Origin of the sequence: Gordonia sp. KTR9, from assembly GCF_000143885.2 — a bacterium.
In the GTDB taxonomy this organism is placed as follows: domain Bacteria; phylum Actinomycetota; class Actinomycetes; order Mycobacteriales; family Mycobacteriaceae; genus Gordonia.
In genome coordinates, this window is sequence record NC_018581.1 from 5,273,096 (window position 1) to 5,292,432 (window position 19,337).

The 19,337-nt window shown below is 67.1% G+C and carries 20 protein-coding genes; 13 read left to right on the top strand and 7 right to left on the bottom strand.

All coding sequences use genetic code 11. From position 1 onward, the window contains the following. Positions 1 to 90: 90 nt before the first annotated feature. Complete coding sequence (locus KTR9_RS24330; protein WP_010844588.1) at positions 91 to 483, bottom strand: DUF5318 family protein; 393 nt, start codon at positions 481 to 483, stop codon at positions 91 to 93. Between the two features lie 287 nt (positions 484 to 770). Here KTR9_RS24330 and KTR9_RS24335 point away from each other — a divergent pair, with 287 nt between their 5' ends. The 6 genes from KTR9_RS24335 (at position 771) to KTR9_RS24360 (ending at position 6,286) form a co-directional block, all read left to right on the top strand. Next, the gene (locus tag KTR9_RS24335; RefSeq protein ID WP_014928598.1) at positions 771 to 1,520 is read left to right on the top strand and encodes a PadR family transcriptional regulator; all 750 of its coding nucleotides are present in this window, start codon (positions 771 to 773) and stop codon (positions 1,518 to 1,520) included. Further along, on the top strand, positions 1,513 to 2,604 hold the full coding sequence (locus KTR9_RS24340; protein WP_014928599.1) for an inositol-3-phosphate synthase: 1,092 nt from the start codon (positions 1,513 to 1,515) through the stop codon (positions 2,602 to 2,604). The genes KTR9_RS24335 and KTR9_RS24340 overlap by 8 nt, the downstream gene beginning before the upstream one ends. Positions 2,605 to 2,749: 145 nt before the next feature. Continuing rightward, positions 2,750 to 3,391: a TetR/AcrR family transcriptional regulator gene (locus KTR9_RS24345; RefSeq protein ID WP_010844585.1), complete on the top strand. Its 642-nt coding sequence runs from the start codon at positions 2,750 to 2,752 to the stop codon at positions 3,389 to 3,391. A 4-nt stretch (positions 3,392 to 3,395) separates the two neighbouring features. Continuing rightward, positions 3,396 to 4,214, top strand: a complete 819-nt coding sequence (locus tag KTR9_RS24350; RefSeq protein WP_014928600.1) for an SDR family NAD(P)-dependent oxidoreductase — start codon at positions 3,396 to 3,398, stop codon at positions 4,212 to 4,214. A 194-nt stretch (positions 4,215 to 4,408) separates the two neighbouring features. Then, positions 4,409 to 4,984, top strand: a complete 576-nt coding sequence (locus KTR9_RS24355; RefSeq protein ID WP_010844583.1) for a TerD family protein — start codon at positions 4,409 to 4,411, stop codon at positions 4,982 to 4,984. Between the two features lie 144 nt (positions 4,985 to 5,128). Then, positions 5,129 to 6,286, top strand: coding sequence for a DUF475 domain-containing protein (locus tag KTR9_RS24360; RefSeq protein ID WP_014928601.1), 1,158 nt, complete (start codon positions 5,129 to 5,131; stop codon positions 6,284 to 6,286). A 126-nt stretch (positions 6,287 to 6,412) separates the two neighbouring features. Here the strand turns inward: KTR9_RS24360 and KTR9_RS24365 are convergent, their stop codons facing one another. Genes KTR9_RS24365 through KTR9_RS24375 form a run of 3 tightly spaced genes read right to left on the bottom strand, consistent with a single transcriptional unit; the run spans position 6,413 to position 8,533 of the window. Then, positions 6,413 to 7,177, bottom strand: a complete 765-nt coding sequence (locus tag KTR9_RS24365; RefSeq protein WP_014928602.1) for an AIM24 family protein — start codon at positions 7,175 to 7,177, stop codon at positions 6,413 to 6,415. Beyond that, positions 7,174 to 7,896 (bottom strand): AIM24 family protein, encoded by a 723-nt coding sequence (locus KTR9_RS24370; RefSeq protein ID WP_014928603.1) that lies wholly within the window; start codon positions 7,894 to 7,896, stop codon positions 7,174 to 7,176. Before KTR9_RS24370 ends, KTR9_RS24365 begins: the two co-directional genes overlap by 4 nt. 16 nt (positions 7,897 to 7,912) lie before the next feature. Beyond that, positions 7,913 to 8,533 carry an AIM24 family protein gene (locus KTR9_RS24375; protein ID WP_014928604.1) on the bottom strand — a complete coding sequence of 207 codons (621 nt, stop codon included), beginning with the start codon at positions 8,531 to 8,533 and terminating at the stop codon, positions 7,913 to 7,915. Positions 8,534 to 8,781: 248 nt separating this feature from the next. On the opposite strand from KTR9_RS24375, the gene KTR9_RS24380 reads away from it, so the two are divergent. Genes KTR9_RS24380 through KTR9_RS24400 form a run of 5 tightly spaced genes read left to right on the top strand, consistent with a single transcriptional unit; the run spans position 8,782 to position 14,408 of the window. Further along, positions 8,782 to 9,894: a hypothetical protein gene (locus KTR9_RS24380; RefSeq protein ID WP_014928605.1), complete on the top strand. Its 1,113-nt coding sequence runs from the start codon at positions 8,782 to 8,784 to the stop codon at positions 9,892 to 9,894. Beyond that, positions 9,891 to 11,108: an HpcH/HpaI aldolase/citrate lyase family protein gene (locus KTR9_RS24385; RefSeq protein ID WP_014928606.1), complete on the top strand. Its 1,218-nt coding sequence runs from the start codon at positions 9,891 to 9,893 to the stop codon at positions 11,106 to 11,108. The genes KTR9_RS24380 and KTR9_RS24385 overlap by 4 nt, the downstream gene beginning before the upstream one ends. Beyond that, a complete protein-coding gene (locus tag KTR9_RS24390) occupies positions 11,105 to 12,403 on the top strand; it encodes a phosphoribosyltransferase family protein (RefSeq protein ID WP_014928607.1) in 1,299 nt (432 codons plus the stop codon). Before KTR9_RS24385 ends, KTR9_RS24390 begins: the two co-directional genes overlap by 4 nt. Then, positions 12,403 to 13,530, top strand: coding sequence for a cysteine protease StiP family protein (locus KTR9_RS24395; RefSeq protein WP_014928608.1), 1,128 nt, complete (start codon positions 12,403 to 12,405; stop codon positions 13,528 to 13,530). The genes KTR9_RS24390 and KTR9_RS24395 overlap by 1 nt, the downstream gene beginning before the upstream one ends. Next, a complete protein-coding gene (locus KTR9_RS24400; RefSeq protein ID WP_014928609.1) occupies positions 13,527 to 14,408 on the top strand; it encodes a hypothetical protein in 882 nt (293 codons plus the stop codon). Before KTR9_RS24395 ends, KTR9_RS24400 begins: the two co-directional genes overlap by 4 nt. Here the strand turns inward: KTR9_RS24400 and KTR9_RS24405 are convergent, their stop codons facing one another. Continuing rightward, the gene (locus KTR9_RS24405; RefSeq protein ID WP_044507414.1) at positions 14,409 to 15,152 is read right to left on the bottom strand and encodes a response regulator; all 744 of its coding nucleotides are present in this window, start codon (positions 15,150 to 15,152) and stop codon (positions 14,409 to 14,411) included. It abuts the gene before it with no gap. Positions 15,153 to 15,444: 292 nt separating this feature from the next. On the opposite strand from KTR9_RS24405, the gene KTR9_RS24410 reads away from it, so the two are divergent. Further along, positions 15,445 to 15,996: a helix-turn-helix transcriptional regulator gene (locus tag KTR9_RS24410; RefSeq protein WP_014928611.1), complete on the top strand. Its 552-nt coding sequence runs from the start codon at positions 15,445 to 15,447 to the stop codon at positions 15,994 to 15,996. 60 nt (positions 15,997 to 16,056) lie between these two features. Here the strand turns inward: KTR9_RS24410 and KTR9_RS24415 are convergent, their stop codons facing one another. Both KTR9_RS24415 and KTR9_RS24420 read right to left on the bottom strand, forming a co-directional pair. Next, positions 16,057 to 16,308 carry a DUF6480 family protein gene (locus KTR9_RS24415; RefSeq protein ID WP_010844872.1) on the bottom strand — a complete coding sequence of 84 codons (252 nt, stop codon included), beginning with the start codon at positions 16,306 to 16,308 and terminating at the stop codon, positions 16,057 to 16,059. Between the two features lie 304 nt (positions 16,309 to 16,612). Next, positions 16,613 to 17,782 carry a low temperature requirement protein A gene (locus KTR9_RS24420; RefSeq protein ID WP_014928613.1) on the bottom strand — a complete coding sequence of 390 codons (1,170 nt, stop codon included), beginning with the start codon at positions 17,780 to 17,782 and terminating at the stop codon, positions 16,613 to 16,615. A gap of 139 nt (positions 17,783 to 17,921) precedes the next feature. On the opposite strand from KTR9_RS24420, the gene KTR9_RS24425 reads away from it, so the two are divergent. Next, a complete protein-coding gene (locus KTR9_RS24425; protein ID WP_014928614.1) occupies positions 17,922 to 19,313 on the top strand; it encodes an acyl-CoA synthetase in 1,392 nt (463 codons plus the stop codon). The last annotated feature ends 24 nt before the right edge of the window (positions 19,314 to 19,337 follow it).

A 19,337-nucleotide genomic window follows, 5' to 3' on the forward strand; every position in this document is an offset into this window, starting at 1 on the left:
CCCGTCGATCTCGTTCGACTTCTCTGGCCTCGTGCCGCTCCACTGTGACAGCAGGCAACCGCCCCGGGCAAAAACCCGCAGGCCGGCGCGCTACTTGGCCACGCGTCGAGAGCGACGCGTGGACTGCGGCGGCAGCCCGGCAACGTACGACTGAACCAGATGGTTCCAACTACAGGTCCGGCACACCTCGACGACATGTACCGAGAACTCTTCGGCGGTTGTCGCGAGCCGGGCGATCTCTTCGTTGCTACGCGCCGAACCGCTGACCTGACCGAGTCGTTCGCCGAACACCCATGACACGAGGGTGACCTGCTCTTTTCGGCAGATCGGGCACATCGTGGTGCTGGGCCGACCATGGAACTTCGCCGCGCGCAGGAGGTACGGACTCGCGTCGCAGACCTCGGCAACGGCGGTCCGGCCCGCATGGACCGAGGACAGCCGAGCGCGCCGCTGCAGGGCGTAGTCGACGATCTGGCGTTGCACGGTTTTCAGGGTACGTGGTCTCTGCCGGGGCGTCGGCGCGACGGGGTCCCGCGTGACCGCCGCGGAAATCAACCGCGTCCGCCCCTCGGAGACATGCATCACGCCGTCCGGACGCTGTCCCGACACCAGTCCTTCCCCTGACCGACCACTCGTGGACACCAGTTATATCGGTGCGATACATTGAGAACTACATCGGAACGAGGTGTCGGCGCGTCAGAGCGTGCCGGTACATCAAGTCCGAGGAGAAAGTGACAGATCATCGGCAGAACCGTGAAGGGGGTGGCGAAGTGCTCGAGCTGGCCATTCTCGGACTACTTCTCGAATCCCCCATGCACGGGTACGAGCTGCGCAAGCGGCTCACCGGACTGCTCGGTGCCTTCCGTGCGTTCTCGTACGGATCGCTCTACCCGACGCTGCGCCGCATGCAGGCCGACGGCCTCATCGACGAACCCGAGACGCCCCTGGGCGCCAAGGTGCGGCGTGGCCGGCGCGTCTACCAGCTCACCGACGCAGGCCGGGAACGGTTTGCCGAGCTGGTCGCCGACACCGGACCGCAGAACTACACCGACGACGGCTTCGGGGTGCACCTGGCGTTCTTCAGCCGCACCCCCGCGGTTGCGCGTATGCGCATCCTCGAGGGCCGTCGCCGGCAGGTCGAGGAGCGTCGGGAGGGATTGCGGGAGATCGTCGGACGGTCCAACCGGGCCGTCGACCGGTACACCCGTCAGCTACATCAGCTGAGCCTCGAGTCCAGCGAACGCGAAGTCCGCTGGCTCAACGAGCTGATCGCAGCCGAGAGCTCCCAGCAGGACGGGGCGCCGAATCCGTTCGACACGCAGTTCGACGACGACCTCGCCGACAGCGAACGGTCACAGTTCGATTCGGGGCGGCCCAATGCCTCCACCGGACGAGCCGATGACGAATATCAAGACCCGGACTCGACGCCGAGCCGGGACGAACCCGAGCAACTGAAAACACCGGTTGCGCAGCGAACGACTGCGATGCCGCGAGAAGAAGGAGAACCCGACCATGGGTGAGCCCAATAAGGTGCGCGTTGCCATTGTGGGCGTAGGAAACTGCGCTTCATCCCTGGTGCAGGGCGTGCAGTACTACAAGGACGCCGACGAGAACGCCACCGTTCCCGGCCTCATGCACGTGAAGTTCGGCCCCTACCACGTCCGCGACGTCGAGTTCGTCGCCGCGTTCGACGTCGACGCCAAGAAGGTCGGCTTCGACCTCTCCGACGCGATCTTCGCCAGCGAGAACAACACCATCAAGATCGCCGACGTGCCGCCGACCGGCGTCACCGTTCAGCGCGGTCACACCCTCGATGGTCTCGGCAAGTACTACCTCGAGACCATCACCGAGGCGGACGGCTCCGGCGTCGACATCGTCCAGACGCTGAAGGACAACGAGGTCGACGTCCTCGTCAGCTACCTCCCGGTCGGCTCGGAGCAGGCCGACAAGTTCTACGCACAGTGCTGCATCGACGCGGGCGTCGCCTTCGTCAACGCACTGCCGGTGTTCATCGCCTCCGACCCCGAGTGGGCCCAGAAGTTCGCCGACGCCGGTGTCCCGATCGTCGGCGACGACATCAAGAGCCAGGTCGGCGCCACCATCACTCACCGCGTGATGGCGAAGCTGTTCGAGGATCGCGGCGTCACTCTCGACCGCACCTACCAGCTCAACGTCGGCGGCAACATGGACTTCAAGAACATGCTCGAGCGCGAGCGCCTGGAGTCGAAGAAGGTCTCCAAGACCCAGGCCGTGACCTCCAACCTGACCGGCTCGCTCGCCGGCAAGGTCGAGGACAAGAACGTCCACATCGGACCGTCGGACCACGTCGCGTGGCTCGACGACCGCAAGTGGGCCTACGTCCGCCTCGAAGGCCGCGCCTTCGGTGACGTGCCGCTCAACCTCGAGTACAAGCTCGAGGTCTGGGACTCCCCCAACTCGGCCGGCATCATCATCGACGCCGTCCGCGCCGCCAAGATCGCCAAGGACCGCGGCATCGGCGGACCCGTCATCCCGGCCTCGGCCTACCTGATGAAGTCCCCGCCCAAGCAGCTCGCCGACGACGTCGCGCGCACCCAGCTCGAGGAGTTCATCATCGAGGCCTGAGCCTCGTAGAACGCATCCCAGCGGCGCTTCCTGATCTGATCAGGAAGCGCCGCTGCTGTTTTCTGTGCTGTTCCACATCCGCACTGCGCCCAGTACACCGAAGACTTCGTCGACACATGTCGCTCAGTGCTACTTTCGGAAGGTGATGTCCACCTCGTCGCAGCCAGCCGCCGGTGATCGCACTGTCGTCAACAGCGACGACCCGCGTGCCGTACGCACGAGAGAGAAGCTGGTCGACGCGTTCGCCCGGATCGCCGGCTCGGGCCCGGTCACGGTCGCGGCCCTGACCGAGGCCGCCGGGGTGCACCGGTCGGTGTTCTACAAGCATTTCGAGTCGCCCGACGACCTCGCGGTGTACATGCTGCGGGACCTGTTCGCCGCCCTCAGCGACGCCGATGGGGTGATGCGCGGCCGGTTCGCGGTCGACGGTCTCGAGGCGAGCCGCAGTGCCATGACGGAGTTGGTGCGATTCCTCGGTGCGCGCCGGTCGGTCTACGCCCCACTACTCGGACCGCACGCACCGGCCGGGGCCGGTCGGCAGATCGCGGCAGCGTTCGAGGACCTCACCGCCGCGGCGATCACGCGGATGACCACCCGACCCGCCGAGGTCGACACCGCGGTACTGGCCCGCTTCCTGGCTCGTGGCGTACTCGGAGTCATCGAGCGCTGGCTCGACGATGCGCAGCCCCGAATGTCGCAGGCGCAGGTGATCGGTCAGCTCGTGCTGTGTTTCCCCGCGTGGCTGACGGCCGGAACGAACGAGACCCCATCCAAAGAAGGAAGGTAGCAACATGCCGAATCTCGAAGGCAAGACAGCGATCGTGACGGGTGCGACGTTCGTCGAACCGGGCGGCCTCAACATCGGTGGAGCCACCGCGACCGAACTCGTCGCCAGCGGAGCGAAGGTCGCGCTTGCCGACACCAACATCGACGGCGCGAAGCGGCTCGCCGACCGGCTGAACGAGAGCGCCGGGTCCACCGTGGCGATCGCGGTCGAGACCGACGTCCGATCCGAGGAGCAGATCGAGCAACTCGTGAGGACCACCGTCGCGGAACTCGGCGAACCGACGATCGTCATGAACATCGCCGGGATCTTCCCCCCGGACGACACCGAGGTCGCCGAGATGACGGTGGAGGCGTGGGACAACGTCATGGCGGTCAACCTCCGCAGCGTCATGCTCCTGAGCAAGCACACCCTGCCGTACCTGCGTAAGGCCGGCGGAGCGATCGTCAGCACCGCGTCCACCCATGGGTCCGCGGGCGACACCAGCCTCAGCGGATACGGCGCCTCCAAGGCGGGCGTCATCGCGCTCACCAAGTTCCTCGCCACCCAGTACGGCCGAGAAGGCGTGCGCTGCAACGCCGTCAGCCCGGGGACGACGAGTTCGCCTCCCGCGCAGCAGCTGCCCGATCAGATCAAGGACATCTTCCGCCGGCAGAACCTCAACCCCGAGATGCCGACGCCCGAGCAGCAGGCCAAGGTCTTCGTCTTCCTCGCCTCCGACGACGCCGCCGGAATCAACGGGCAAGAGATCAAGGTCGACGCCGGGCTGCTCTCGCACCAGCCGATGGTCGCCGACATGAGGGCACTGGGCGCCACCACCGTGTGATCGTCGCCGGTGCCCCTCAGATGCGGGGCGCCGTCCGCCCGCGCAACCCCCGCTCGACGGAAACCGCAGGTCATCCGACCAAATCAGTGACCACGCCAGACCCTTCACATAGAGTGTTGTCGATTGCTCCGAGTGGCCCGGTATCGGGCACATCGGACATCACGAGACCTCGTACCAACAGAAAGGCGCAAACCATGGGCGTGAGCCTGAGCAAGGGCGGAAACGTTTCCCTCAGCAAGGAGGCTCCGGGCCTGACTGCGGTCTCCGTCGGCCTCGGCTGGGACATCCGTACCACGACCGGCACCGACTTCGATCTGGATGCGAGCGCCATCGCGCTGAACTCCAGCAAGAAGGTCCTGTCCGATCAGCACTTCATCTTCTTCAACAACCTCCGCTCCCCCGACGGTTCCATCGAGCATCTCGGTGACAACCTGACCGGTGAGGGCGAGGGCGACGACGAGGTCATCAAGGTCGACCTCGCGGGCGTGCCGCCGGAGATCGACTCCATCATCTTCCCCGTGTCGATCTACGACGCCGACGCTCGCTCGCAGTCCTTCGGCCAGGTCCGCAATGCGTTCATCCGCGTCGTGAACCAGGCCGGCGGCGCCGAGATCGCCCGCTACGACCTCAGCGAGGATGCCTCCACCGAAACCGCGATGGTCTTCGGCGAGCTGTACCGTCATGGGTCGGAGTGGAAGTTCCGCGCGGTCGGCCAGGGCTACGCCTCGGGTCTTGCGGGCATCGCCCGCGATTTCGGTGTGAACGTCTGAGTCTCCGTAGACTTCGGCTGTCCGCCTGAACGTGCCGTGGATGCCGCACCCGTTGTGAGAACGGGTGCGGCATCCGCGCGTCACCACTCCTCTCCGACAATGCGGTCGGCTGGTCCACACGCACCCTAGAAAGGCCACAAACCAGTGGTAGTAAGAATCTTCGGCCTCTCGGTCGTCGTGACGATCGTGTCGCTGATCATCGCGTTCCTCTATGGCGGTGTCGAAGCGCTGATCCTGACGGCGATCCTCGGCGTCTTCGAGATCTCGCTCTCCTTCGACAACGCGGTCATCAACGCCACGATCCTCCGCCGGATGAGTGAGTTCTGGCAGAAGATGTTCCTCACCATCGGCATCCTGATCGCCGTCTTCGGTATGCGCCTGGTGTTCCCGCTGGTCATCGTGTGGCTTGCGTCCGGCCTCAACCCCGCCGACGCGCTCGACCTCGCCCTGAATCCGCCGCCGAACGACGCGGCGTACTTCGCGAACGGCGACCCGAGCTACGAGACGATCATCACCGACGCCCATCCGCAGATCGCCGCGTTCGGTGGCATGTTCCTGCTGATGCTGTTCCTGGGCTTCTTCTTCGAGCAGAAGGAGATCACCTGGCTGTCGTGGATCGAGCGCCCGCTCGAGAAGATCGGCAAGCTGGAGATGCTCGAGGTCGTCATCGCGATGACGCTCCTGGTGCTCACCGCCACCTACATCGCCCCGGCCGAAGAACGGTCGACGGTGATGATCGCGGGTGCGCTCGGCATGATCACCTACATCCTGGTCAACGGCCTCGGCGAGTACTTCAACGTAGAGACCGAAGAGACCGACGAGGCTGCCGAGCCGGGCACCGATGCCGCGGAGAAGGAAGCCGTCGAGAACTCGAACGGGCGGTCCGGACCGACGACCCTCGCGAAGGCCACCGGCAAGGCAGGGTTCTTCCTGTTCCTCTACCTCGAGGTGCTCGACGCGTCGTTCTCGTTCGACGGAGTCATCGGTGCGTTCGCCATCACCGCCGACCCGATCATCATCGCGCTCGGCCTCGGCCTCATCGGTGCGATGTTCGTCCGTTCGCTCACCGTCTACCTCGTCCGCAAGGGCACGCTGTCGGAGTACGTGTACCTCGAGCACGGTGCCCACTGGGCCATCGGTGCACTGGCATTCATCCTGCTGTACTCGATCGGCACCCACGTGCCGGAGGTCATCACCGGCCTGATCGGCGTCGCGCTGATCGTCGCCGCGCTCATCTCGAGCATCGTCCGGCGGAATCGCATCGCCGCGCGAGGCGAGGAAGAGGAGAAGGTCAACATCTGACCCTTCGTGACGCGCCCTCCGCAAGCTCCGGGCGCTCCTCAGGGAGCGGAGGGCGGGAGCGCGACAGACAACTGCGCCGCAGGTCCGAAAGGATCTGCGGCGCAGTTGTTTCTGCTGGGTGGGGGCTCAGCCCTGCTGCTGGCCGAGTTGCTGGGTGACCTGCTGATTGATCTGGTGCAGGCTCGGTGCCGACATGCCGGGGAGGTGGCCCTGGATCGTGCGCAGGATCGCCGAGTCGTCGCGCACCTTCTCGCTCGACTGCACCAACACCGTTCCGGCGCCGGTGAAGTCGAACTGACGCTCCTCACCGGAGTTCAGCCCCATCCGCCGGCCCGCCGCAGCGATGAAGCCGTTGACCCACGCCTCGTCGTAGTGGTGGCTCGGCGACGGGCAGTCCGACCATCCGACAAGGGCTTCCGGGTCGACGCGCACCGGCGGTTCGACGAACATCACCGGTCCGTTCGACGACGCGAGGAACTTGCCGGTGCCGATGAGCGTGAGGAAACCCGGCACGATGGACTGGTTCAGCGACAGGTTCGGCTGGAAGGCAAGAAGATTGGCGGCCCGGATGGTGAGGTTGCCGTCTTCGAGGTCGTAGGCGTTGATGTCGTAGCCGCGGTCACCGATGATCAGCTTGCCGTGGCCCTCGGCGACGACGTAGTCACCGAGGTACAGCGGGGCGGAGAACTGCTGCGCCACCATCTGGAGCATGTTGCCCTGTAGTCCCTGCGTGAGCGCGGTGAACTGCATCTGTCCGTAGTAGGCGATCATCGCGCCCTTGGACATGAACCAGGGCTGATTGAGGTCGATGCAGAACGAGTAGTTGTTGTCCGGAACATTGTCGTCCGACGGCAGATTCATCGGACTCCACACGGTGTTGAGTTGGCTCACAGCTTCTCCTCCGATGCCTGCACGTACACGACGCCCTGTCCGGAACACTCCAATTGCATTGCCTCGCCGCCGGATCGGCCCACGTTCCGCCAGCTCATCGCCGATCGCAGGCTGGTGTTGACCTGCCCCGCCGACCCGACGAACGCCTGCGGATCGACAGTCACCGGCGGCTTCTGCGGCGACACCTCGAGCTCGAAGACCCCGCCGTGCCCGAGCAGGACCGCCGAGCCGGGACCCGACAGCTGCGTCGTGAACATGCCCTGGCCCGTGACGGCCCCGGCCGCCGCGTTCCGGAGCGCCCCGAACAGACCGCCACCGCCGCCGCCACCACCGCCACCGCCCTGGGAAGCGACCGAGACGACGGACGCCTGCAGGTTGGCCCCGTAGGCGAGCAGACGCGAGGCCTCGACGCGGATCGTTCCGCCGACCGCTCCGAGATCCACGACGTGCACCTCGATGCCGAGGAACCCGTAGTGCACCTCGCCGTGCCCCTGGGCGATCATCGTCGACTCGTGTTCGCCGGCGAGCATCCGACCGGCCATGCCGCCCATGCCGCCCAGACCCGGCATCCCGCCGCCCATTCCGCCCGCACCCGCGATCTGGTGGGGTTGGAAGTGCACGTCTCCCTTGTAGAAGAGCATCGCCCCGCGTCGTGCGATGACGGGCCCGGTCCGACCGATGTCGACGGAGACGACCTTGCTGTTGACCTTGGTGAACATTCTCGCTACCTCACCCTCACCGCTCGGCCGGCTGGATCGACACGACGCCGCTGCCATCCCAGCGCAACGAGAACGCCTCACCGCCACCTTGTCCCAGCGCCGATCGCCAGGAGACGTCGGTGACGAACGACTGACTCAACTGCCCACGGGCACAGACAAAGGCGTCCGGATCGACCACGAGCGGATACTGCGGGGACACCTCCAGATGGATGAGCGGACCGCCGTTGGACAGCAGCGCGATCTGACCGTGGCCGCTCACCGTCGTGGTGAACAGCCCCTGACCCGACGATGCGCCGCGCAGACCGGCGAAGGTGACGTTGGTCTGCAGGTTGCCGTTGAGCACCATCAGTTGCTCGGACTCCACCTGCAGCGTCTCGTTGTTCAGCTCGATGACCGTCGTCTCGGCGGCGTTGTGGGCGAAGTAGACGATGCCGCTGCCCGACGCCTCCATGAGCGACAACGCCTCTCCGGTGGCCCGCTGCTTGAGGCCCGCGAGCACGCCGTCGCCGCCGCCGAAGCCCGCCGACTTGAAGGTGACCTGCCCTTCGTAGGCGACCATCGACCCGCTGATCGCGCGCACCGCGGAATTGTTGAGCCTGGCTTCCACCACGCGTTTGGACCTTTGTACCAACTGCATTCGACGTGCCTCTCTCGCGCCGCGGGGAGGTCGCCGACCGACCGTCCCTCGTTCGTCTCCCGACGCCATCCCCGCACCACGGCACCCGCCGTCGACCGGCCGTTCCAGCCCGTCGTGAGCCGGGGAATCCGGCCTCATACGGAGATGAAAATAGCCGATAGCATCGTGTGGTGCCCGGAAACTTCGTACGTCGATGGTTCGGGAACGATTCACGCACGAATTCCGCACCACCTGCATCATCGGAACAAATGACAGCGGCGTTCCTGGAGTCCGAATCCGTCCTGGCCGAGATCGATCCGGCGGTCGGTGTGAGTTCCACCCTCGAGCCGCGGTCGCAGCTGCGCGCCGCGTGGTCGAGCATCCGCGAGCAGCACGCCCAGGCGACGTCGGACTATCTGCGACTGGCCTCGCCGCCCGCCGGCACGCGTGTCGCCCCGCAGGATCTCGAGCGCTCGACGCAGGCGTTGCGGGCGGTCACCGCCTCGATGCGCGACTTCGCCGAGACCCACGCCGGGACCCTCGAGCGGGCTCGCGCCACGGTGCGTGCCGCCGACGCCCAGGATCACCAGGCCCGGGTGGCCGCCAACCGGGCGATGACCGCCCTGGAGAACGCGGCTCCGGCGGTGACACGGTTGCAATCGGTATCAGGCGCCACCGACGACCTCGCACGGGCGCTCACGACATTCGACCAGGCCACGGGCCTGCGCGAACGGCAGACCGCCGCGGCGGCCGTGCTCAGCGCGGCGCGGCAGCTCGACCGGCTCCTCGCCGAGGCGCCCGCCTTCGCCGAGCGGGCACAGCAGGTCATCCGTTCAGTGGAAACCCGCCGGAGCGCGGTGTCGACACGCAGCGCGCAGCTCCCTGACACCCTGTCGGCACTGCGCCGGGAGTTCAGTGCCGACTGCTCTCTCGATCTCCAACGCAACGGCACGGTCGTCGACGAGCGGCTCGCACATGCCGACGCCGAGCTCGTGGCAGCCCGCTCCATGCTCGCCGACGACCCTGACCAGGCCATTGACCGCGCCGACGCCGCGCGTGACGACCTGGCCGTGGCCGAGAAGGCCGTCAACGCCGTGCTCGACCGCTTGCGCCTCCTGCGCGAGGTCCGGTCCGACCCGAAGGGTGCCGAGCAGCGTGTGCGGTTCCGGCTCCGCGACGCCCAGCTGTTCGCGGTCGATCACGCCCTGGTTGACGAATGGGGTTCGGTCCTCGATGCTCAGGCCGACCGGATCGAGCGCGCCAAGGGAGAGCTGGACCGCATCCACCCCGACTACTGGAGCTACCTGACCCAGCTCCGCGCGGTGGACGACCGGATCACCGAGATCGTTTCGCGGATGAGAGGACAGGTGGCCGCAGGATGACCACCACTGCACGGCACGACGACACCGGCCTCGAGCCCGGGACGATCCGACACTTCGATCATCTGGAGCCGTCGGTCTCGGAGCATCTGTTCTACCGGCAGCCCGAGCCGATCGAGCCGACCTGGCCCGCCCAGCGACTCGCGGTCGCCCTCGGTGCCACCCTGTACGTCCCGGCAACCCGCCCCGACCTCGCCGACGTCATCCGACGACGACGCGCCGAGGGCGTGATCTCGATGGTCATCGACCTCGAGGACGCGGTCGCCGACCACGAGGAGGCCGAGGCGATCGACCATGCAGTGGCCGCGCTCCGCAGAATCGCCGAGAACCCGGGTCCACCGATGCTGCTGTTCGTCCGTCCGCGTTCGGCCGACCGGATCGTGCCGTTCGCAGAGGCGCTGAGTACGCCGTCGGTGCTGACCGGGTTCGTCATCCCGAAGTTCGCCTCGGACACTGCTCCCGCAGCCCTCGACGCCGTCGCCCGCGCGGGCGAGATCCTCGACAAGCACCTCTGGGTGATGCCGGTCCTCGAGTCGGCGTCGGTCGTGCACCGTGAGACCCGGGACGACGAGTTGACCGCTCTGGCATCGCTGCTCGGCGAGCACCGGGACCGTGTGCTGGCGGTTCGCATCGGGGCCACCGACATCTGCGGTTTCTTCGGCATCCGCCGGGATCGGGACCTGACCATCTACGATGTCCGGGTTGCCGCCGATGTGATCGCCGGCATCGTCAATCATCTCGGGCGCAGCGACGAGACCGGTTTCGTCGTGACCGGCCCGGTCTGGGAGTACTTCGCCGACCACGAGCGCATGTTCCAGCCCATGTTGCGGCACACGCCGTTCCGGGAGAACGACGCCGTCTATTTCCGGCAGCAACTGGTCAGCCGCGACATGGACGGCCTCCTGCGCGAGATCACCCTCGACCGCGCCAACGGCCTGCACGGAAAGACGGTCATCCACCCCGCGCACGTCGCCGCGGTGCATGCGCTGTCGGCGGTGACCCACGAGGAATATCACGACGCACACGACATCCTGGCCGGGGAGTCCGGCGGGGTACGCGCGTCGTCGTATCGAAACAAGATGAACGAGCTGAAGCCGCACCGTAATTGGGCACTGCGTGTCATCGATCGCGCGGCCGCTTTCGGGGTGACACGACAGGGGGTCTCCTTCGTCGACCTGCTCACCGCGCTGGCCTCGCCCGGGCCGGGCGCATCGTGAGCGACCCGGACACCGTCGGCATCGACTGGGTGACCGAACGTTTCGGCGTCGAGATCTCCGCCGCCGACGACGCCCGAACGGGTCACACGGTGCACGACCTCGTCTCACTCGGACTGCGCCACAATCGGCGCCGCGCGCATCTCCTGGTCTCGACGGTGCTGGGCAAACACATCCCGACGCCACCGTCGATCGTCCGTGGCGCCGCCGACGATCTCGGCGCCGCGATCATCGCCGCGATCGGCGCGAACTCGGCGCGCGACGCCGTCGTCTTCGGTTTCGCCGAGACCGCCACCGGCCTCGGACACTGCGTGGCCGAACGGATCTCCGCATCCCGGTACCTGCATTCGACGCGGCGCAGGAGACCGGGTGTGACGGTGTCGAGCACCTTCGAGGAAGGGCATTCACACGCCACCACCCACCTGTTGCAGCCGAGCGACCCCACCTTCCTCGACGCGGCGTCGCCGAACGAGGTGCTGATCATGGTCGACGACGAGGTCTCCACCGGCAAGACCGCGCTCGGCGCCATCGAGGCCATTGTCGCGGAACGTCCCCGCACGCGGTTCGTCGTGGCGTCCCTGGTGGACATGCGGACACCCGATCAGGAGGCCGAATGTGAGCACTTCGCAGCGCAACTCGGCGTCGAGGTCACCTATGTGACGCTCGCCCACAGCTCGATCACACTTCCGCCGACGCTCCTCGAGGACGTGTGGAAGCTCGAATCCGGTGACCTCAATCCGGTGGCACCGCGACGCGGCGACCTGGTCGAGGTCTCGCCCGACTGGCCCGCGGCGGTTCCCGACGGAGGCAGGCACGGAATCCTTCGCGCCGACTCTCCGGACTTCCATCGTGCCGCAGACGACGCCGCGGACACCGTGGCGGCACATCTCGACCCGGGGCGTCCGGTGGTCGTGATCGGACACGAGGAGCTGATGTACGCGCCGCTGTGTGTCGCGGAGGCCCTGGAGCGTCGTGGTTTCGCCACCGCGTACCAGACCACCACGAGGTCCCCGGCCCAGGTGCACGACGTCCCGGGGTATCCACTCCGACGCGGGTTCCGGTTCATCGCACCGGAACCCGACCCGGACACGCCTCGCTACGTCTACAACGTCTCATCCGTCGAGCACCCCGATCCCCAGGCCGTGCTGGTGATCGACTCGCCGGCCGACACCGACGAGCTGCGCGCGGCCGGCGGCCTGGTCGACGTCCTCACCGCCGCCGGGCACCCGGTCGTCCTGACCGTCTTGCCCGCAACGGACCAGCGTTCACTGGCCCAGGCACGAGAGGCGGTGCGCTGATGCACGGGATCGCCACCACCACTCCACCGTTGCGCGGCCCGGAGTTCGGTTCGTATGCGGCCGAAGAGGTCACCTGGTTGCTCAAGGACCTGTCCGATGTGGCACTGGAAGGTGAACTGCGCGAACGGGAACGTCGCATCCAGTCCGGACAGGCGCACTATGCCGAGTCCCTGCCGATCGAGTATCAACCGGGCCGTGAATATCAGGAACTGTTCCACGCGACGCTGCGATCCTCGGCTCGGCGCCTCGCCGAAGCGGTCGGTGTCGTATCCGAACTCATCCTGGCCGAGCGCCACTCCGCACCGACACTGGTCTCACTGGCGCGCGCCGGAACGCCGGTCGGCATCCTGATCCGTCGGTGGATGCTCGCGGTCCACGGAGTCGACCCCCGCCACTACACGATCTCGATCGTGCGCGGTCGTGGGATCGACACCGTCGCACTCGATCACATCGTGGAACGCCACCCTGCCGAGTCGGTCGTCTTCATCGACGGCTGGACCGGGAAGGGTGCCATCCAGCGGGAGCTCACCGCAGCCGTCGGCGAGTACGCACGCGCCGGCCGTCCGCAGCTGCACGACGAACTGGCGGTACTGGCCGACCCGGGTTCGGCCACGACACTCTTCGGCACCCGGGACGACTTCCTCATCGCGTCGGCCTGCTTGAATTCCACTGTGTCCGGGCTGGTCTCACGTACCGTGCTGAACGCCGACCACATCGGTCCGGGAGAGTTCCACGGCGCCAAGTTCTACCGCCACCTGAGCGACTTCGATGTGTCGGGAGTGTTCCTGGACACCGTCAGTGCGGAGTTCGACGCGGTCGCCGACCGGGTCCGGGCGACGGTGGCCTCGATGACGCCGCCAACCCGCCGGCCGGACTGGTCCGGCTGGCGATCCGTGGAGCGCATCCAGGCCGAGTACGGCCTGTCGTCGATCAACCTGGTCAAACCCGGGGTCGGGGAAACCACCAGAGTGCTGTTGCGTCGCGTGCCGTGGCGCATCCTGGTGCGCGCCGACGACCTGCCGGAGCATCGCCACATCCGGTTGCTCGCCGCCGAACGAGATGTGCCCGTGGAGGTCTCGCCCGATCTCGCGTATTCGTGTGTCGGGCTGATCAAGGAGGACTCGTGAACGCGATCATCGCCACCGATCTAGACCGGACCATGATCTACTCCCGGGCGGCGATGGGTGAGGAACAGTTCGCGACCCTGACGACCGTGTGCGTCGAGATCTACCGCGATGCACCGCTGTCGTACATGGCCGAGGCCGCCGTCGAACTGATGACCCGATTGGCACGCGAGGTCGTCGTCGTCCCGACAACCACCCGCACCCCGGCTCAGTATGAGCGAATCACATTACCGGGCAGCCCATTCCGATTTGCCGTGGTCAGCAACGGCGGCCGGATCCTCGTCGACGGCGCCGACGACCCGGTCTGGCGCGCGCACATCGAGAACGAGGTGACCCGCGCGGGCGCCACGCTCGACGAGGTCCGGAACGAGCTCAGGACCCGCATCGACGACTCGTGGGTGACGGCGTTGCGGACCGCCGACGACCTCTTCTGCTACCTCGTCGTCGACCCGTCGGCCCAGCCGCCGGAGTTTCTCGAGCAGTGGCAAGAGTGGTGCGACGCGCGCGGCTGGACTGCGTCCCAACAGGGCCGCAAGATCTACGCGACTCCGCAACCGGTGACCAAATCGGCGGCGATCGCCGAGGTTCGGCGACGGCTGGTCGCCGACGGGACCCTCGACGACTCGGCAGAGCTCTACGCGGTCGGTGACGGCTGGCTCGACACCGACCTGTTGCTCGCCGCGGATCACGCGATCCGCCCCCGGCACGGTGAGCTCGAGTCGCTCGGATGGTCGTCGCCGGGGCTGAGGGTCACCGCGCACACCGGAGCTCTCGCCGGTGTCGAGATCCTGAGGTGGTTCGGCGAACGAACCGGCCTGGACCCGGTAGAGCCGAGCGACCCCACCGGTCGGGGCGCCACCGCCGGTGTCCACGCGGGCTGATCACGCCGGCATCGATCCGAGGACATCCGAGTGCCCGTGGCGTCGGCACCAGCTGATCAGGTATCGCGCATGCAGGCCGCACCAGCGGTAGACGGCCGCCTGCGTCATCGGCAGGGTGGCGTCATGTTCTCCCAGCTCCGTGATGATCGGGCCCAGGTAGTGACTCGTCATCTTGTTCGCCGTGTTCGGCGACACCTTCGCCGCACGTGCGAGCGTCGCGTTGTCGGACGCGTTGCCAGACGCGATCGCACCGGCGAGACGACCAGCGGTATGACCGCGCTGACCGGTTAGCAGGCCGTACAAGGTCGGATGCCGGACGTCGCGCTGCATGCCGGGTGGCCGCCGGCCGAGCGCGACCGCATTGACGAATTCCGTCAGGACGGCGTATCCGTCGGGCTTCGCGATCACGCCGGCGACCCCGTCCCGCAACCGCGCTTCGTCGAGATGGTCGCGATCCATCGCCGATCCATCCGACGCGAGAATCACCGGCGCCCGGCGTCCGTGAGAATCCAGCGCGTCGACGATGTCGAGTCCGTCGAAGGTCCATTCCAGGGTGGGCCCGTTCCAGATCAGGTCGGCCACCACGACGTCGAAACGCACGTTGTTCACGATGCTGCGGATGAATTCGTCATGCCCCGTCGCCACGGTGACGGTCGCGTCGTCCAATGCCTGTGACAGGGGTGCCGCACCGACATGCCCGAGCGGAGAAACGAGCAACACTCTCAAACTGTCCGGCACACGCACGATTTTGCCTGAAGTGCATGCTCGATGCGTAATCACGCATTCATTTGATCGGTTCGTGCGTCTAAATACTCGGCCAAGGTCACATCCGGTCGTCGAAGCCGCTGATATCGGAGTCGATATTCGAAAGGCTGAAACAATCGCGTGCGGAATGGGCGAAACGGGAACCCGTGAGCAATCTCCGCTTGCGCACCGACCCAGGAGAACCGAGAGCTTGTCCGCATCGTCGAACGACCCCCGACCGCCACACCCGCGTGCGACGCAGCCGGGGAAGGGCGGCGAGCAGACCGCGCGTATGGCTGCCGTTGTCGCCGAGGGCGACATCTTCGACGCCGCCCTGGCCGCGCTGATCGAGAGTGCCGGGTACGACGCAACCGTCGTCGAACCCGCCCAGCTCACCGGCCTGCGGAATGCGGCCGCGATCCTCGTGCGGTCCGCGGCCATGCTCGGATTCGTCCGGCGCGTGCCGGCGTTGCGCTCGGTCAAGATCATCTTCGTGGGCAACGGTGTCGCGGGCTTCGAACACATCCGCGTCTCCCCCCGCGCCCCGGGAGCGGAGGAGGCACTACATCGCGCGCTGGCGACCGCGGCGGGCCCACCGACGCCGCAGTCCGCCCCCGAACTCGCGAACCGGGTACGACTCACCGAGCGGGAGCTGGAGATCCTCAGGACCTACACGCTGGGTGCCACGCTGCGCCAGACCTCGCGCGTCCACGAGATCGCGGAAAGCACGGTGCGCGAACATTATCGGCGAGTCGCACGACGATATGAGGAAGCCGGCCGGCCGATCGGGAACAAGGCCCAGCTCCTCGTCGAGTTCATCACCGACGGGTGGGTGCGGCCATGAGGCTCGCTGATCGCCGCGGGGTCGGGATCCCGGCGTCGAGATGAGGAACGGGTCGACGACCTAGAACAGACCCACCGCACGACCGATGAGACCCAATGCGACCAGCAGGAAGATGATCGCCGCGACGGCGATCACGATCACACCGCCGACTCGCCTGCGCTGCGGCGGCTCGTGCTCGTCCCCTCCGACCGCGGACTCGGCCGGCGGGGTGTCACCAGGCGCGACTCCGCCTCCGGGTTCGAGTCCCGCCGTGCTCGCCGGGTCGGGGTTCTGCGGATTGAACGGTTTCCGGGCGGGGTCGTTGTCAGCCATGTGCCCGGTGTACCCGGAATGACGACAAGTCACTCGTGGTCGTTCCCCAGCCTCGTCGCAGACCGTCGGGGGCCGTCGAAGCGTGGTGGTGGGGTCCCGCGTGCGGTCGATCCCACCACCACGCCTCCGGCCAGATCGGTGGGGGCTGGCTGCTCAACCCCCGCCGATCTGCGTCATCGGGGGCCGCATTCAATCCTCATCCTCGCGACCTGAGTACACCCTTACCCGTGGCTATCGGTCCCAAACACGAGCGGGTCCCCGTCAGCGTCGCGCCCGCACGACGAGCGTTACATCCCGCGACAGATCACCCGTGGACGCCGGCGTCCGTGGTCAGTTGGGGTCGCAGGACCAGCACGGTCACGATCGCGATGAGGAACACGGCGGTCAGCGCGAACGGGACCGGGATGACGGGATCGAGGAGGACGAGCAGGGCCCCGACCGGAACCACGGTGTTCACCACGCGGTCGGCGTTGGCGCGGATGGCAATCCACCAGATCCCGAGGATGAAGACCGCGATCGGGATCGTGACCGTGAACGACGCCTGGGTTTCCGTCAGCTCGCTGTGATGGGTCAGCACATCGATCTCGACCTCGATGCCTGCCGAGAACGCGCCGGCCGCCGCGAAGACGAAGTAGTGCACGTATCCGTACCGGAGTGAATCCGCCAGCGATCCGATCGCCCGGTGGTGCGGCGGCCAGAAGTAGATCCACCACAGGGCGGCGGTCGCGACGAAGGTCAGGATCGCGATCGAGATCAGCGGCGCGAGTTCCTGCTCGCTGTGCAACGCCTCGATGATGGCGTTCGACGACGCCAGCAGACTCTCGCCGAGCAGGATGAGCGTGAAGAGGCCGTACCTCTCGGTGATGTGGTGCGGATGCCAAGGGGTGTTTCCCTGGCGTTCGGCGATGACCGGCACCGCGAGTTCGGCGCCGACGAGCACCACGAAGCCGATGGTCGCGGCGGTACCCGACGGGACGAGCAGCCACAGCAGCCACAGGACCTGGACGACTGCGATCCCGGCGGCGTAGAGCCGGGTGGTCCGGCGGCGGTCCCCGGCGGAGCCGGACGCACGCAGCCACTGGGCGACCATCGCGACGCGCATGATCACGTAGCCGACGACGACCAGCCAGAACTCGTGGTCGACGAATGCGGATTCGATCCCCGCCGCGAGCACCAGCACCCCGGCCATCTGGACGAAGGTGAGGACCCGGTAGAGCCAGTCGTCGGTGCCGAACGATGTCGCGAACCAGGTGAAGTTCATCCACGCCCACCAGATGGCGAAGAACACGAACGCGTACGACACCACGCCGTCGACGATGTGGTTCTCGGTGAGCGCATGGTGCAACTGGACCGCCGCGATGCTCACCGCCACCACGAACACGAGATCGAAGAAGAGCTCGAGAGTGCTGGCTGTCCGACCCGGCTCGTCCGGGTCCCGTGGGCGCATGGTGCTCAGGTGCAAGCGTGTGGACATCGTTGCCAATCCCCCCGATCGGTCGATCCTGGTGCACGAGATCATGCCACCAGGGCGGTGGTGGCTGCCGCACGCCGCATGACCTCGGCGATCCGCGCAGGTGATCGGTGGAAGGGTCTCCGCGTGGCACAGTGAAGGCGTGCTGCTGCCCACCCTGACCCCCACCGCACCGGACGACCCCGCCGTGATCCGTGTCGGCGACGACAAGTTGTCGCGCGAGGACCTGGTCGGTGCGGCGACCGCGGTCGCGGAACGGATCGCCGGCGCGCGAACAGTCGCAGTGCTGGCCACCCCGACGGTCGAGACGGTGCTCGCGGTGGTGGGCGGGCTGATCGCCGGCGTCCCGGTGGTTCCCGTCCCGCCCGACTCGGGCCCCCGGGAGTTCGAGCACATCCTCGCCGATTCGGGGGCACAGGCCTGGTTGGGGCAGTCCCCGGCCGAACCGACGCTGCCGGTCATCCCGGTCCGGCGGTACGCGAAATCGTGGCACCGCCATCCCGAACCGCACGCCGACTCGACGGCGCTGATCCTCTACACGTCCGGCACGACCGGCCTCCCCAAAGGTGTGCCGGTCAGTCGGCAGAGCATCGCCGAGGGACTCGACGCACTCGCCGACGCCTGGCTCTGGACCGCCGACGACACTCTGGCGCACGGTCTTCCGCTGTTCCACGTCCACGGGTTGATCCTGGGTGTCCTCGGCCCGCTGCGCCGCGGCGGACGACTGATCCACACCGTCACACCGACAGCCGACGCATACGCCGCCGCCGCGGAGGCCGGCGCGAGCATGTTCTTCGGCGTGCCGACGGTCTGGAGTCGTGTTGCCGCCGAACCGTCTGCCGCACAGACACTGTCGTCGGCGCGGGTCCTCGTCTCCGGAAGCGCCCCGTTACCCGTTCCGGTCTTCGATCGCGTTCACGAACTCACCGGACACCAGATCGTCGAGCGGTACGGCATGACCGAAACGTTGATCACGGTCAGTACGCGGGTCGACGGGGAACGCCGACCCGGGTGGGTGGGATTGCCTCTCGCCCACGTGGAAACCCGCCTCGTGGAGAACGGCGAGCCACTGCCGCACGACGGTCAGACCGTCGGCGATCTCCACGTCCGCGGACCGATGCTGACGGCCGGGTACCTCAACCGACCCGACGCCACCGCCGAATCATGGCTTCCGGACGGCTTTTTCGCGACCGGTGACGTCGCGGTCATCGGCGCCGACGGGATGCACCGGATCGTCGGCCGACGCGCGACCGACCTCATCAAGTCCGGTGGCTTCCGGATCGGGGCCGGCGAGATCGAGACCGTCCTGCTGGCCCACCCGGCGGTCCGCGAGGTGGCCGTGATCGGCGTACCCGACGACTACCTGGGGCAGCGCATCGTCGCCTATGTCGTGGGCGACGAGGTCGCCGACACCGAACTCATCGAGTTCGTCGCCGGCGAACTGTCGAATCACAAACGGCCCCGGGAGATCCGCTTCGTCGAGTCCCTCCCGCGCAACGCCATGGGCAAGGTGCAGAAAAAACTGCTCGGTTGACCTGGGGTTGTCTGAAAACCGCCC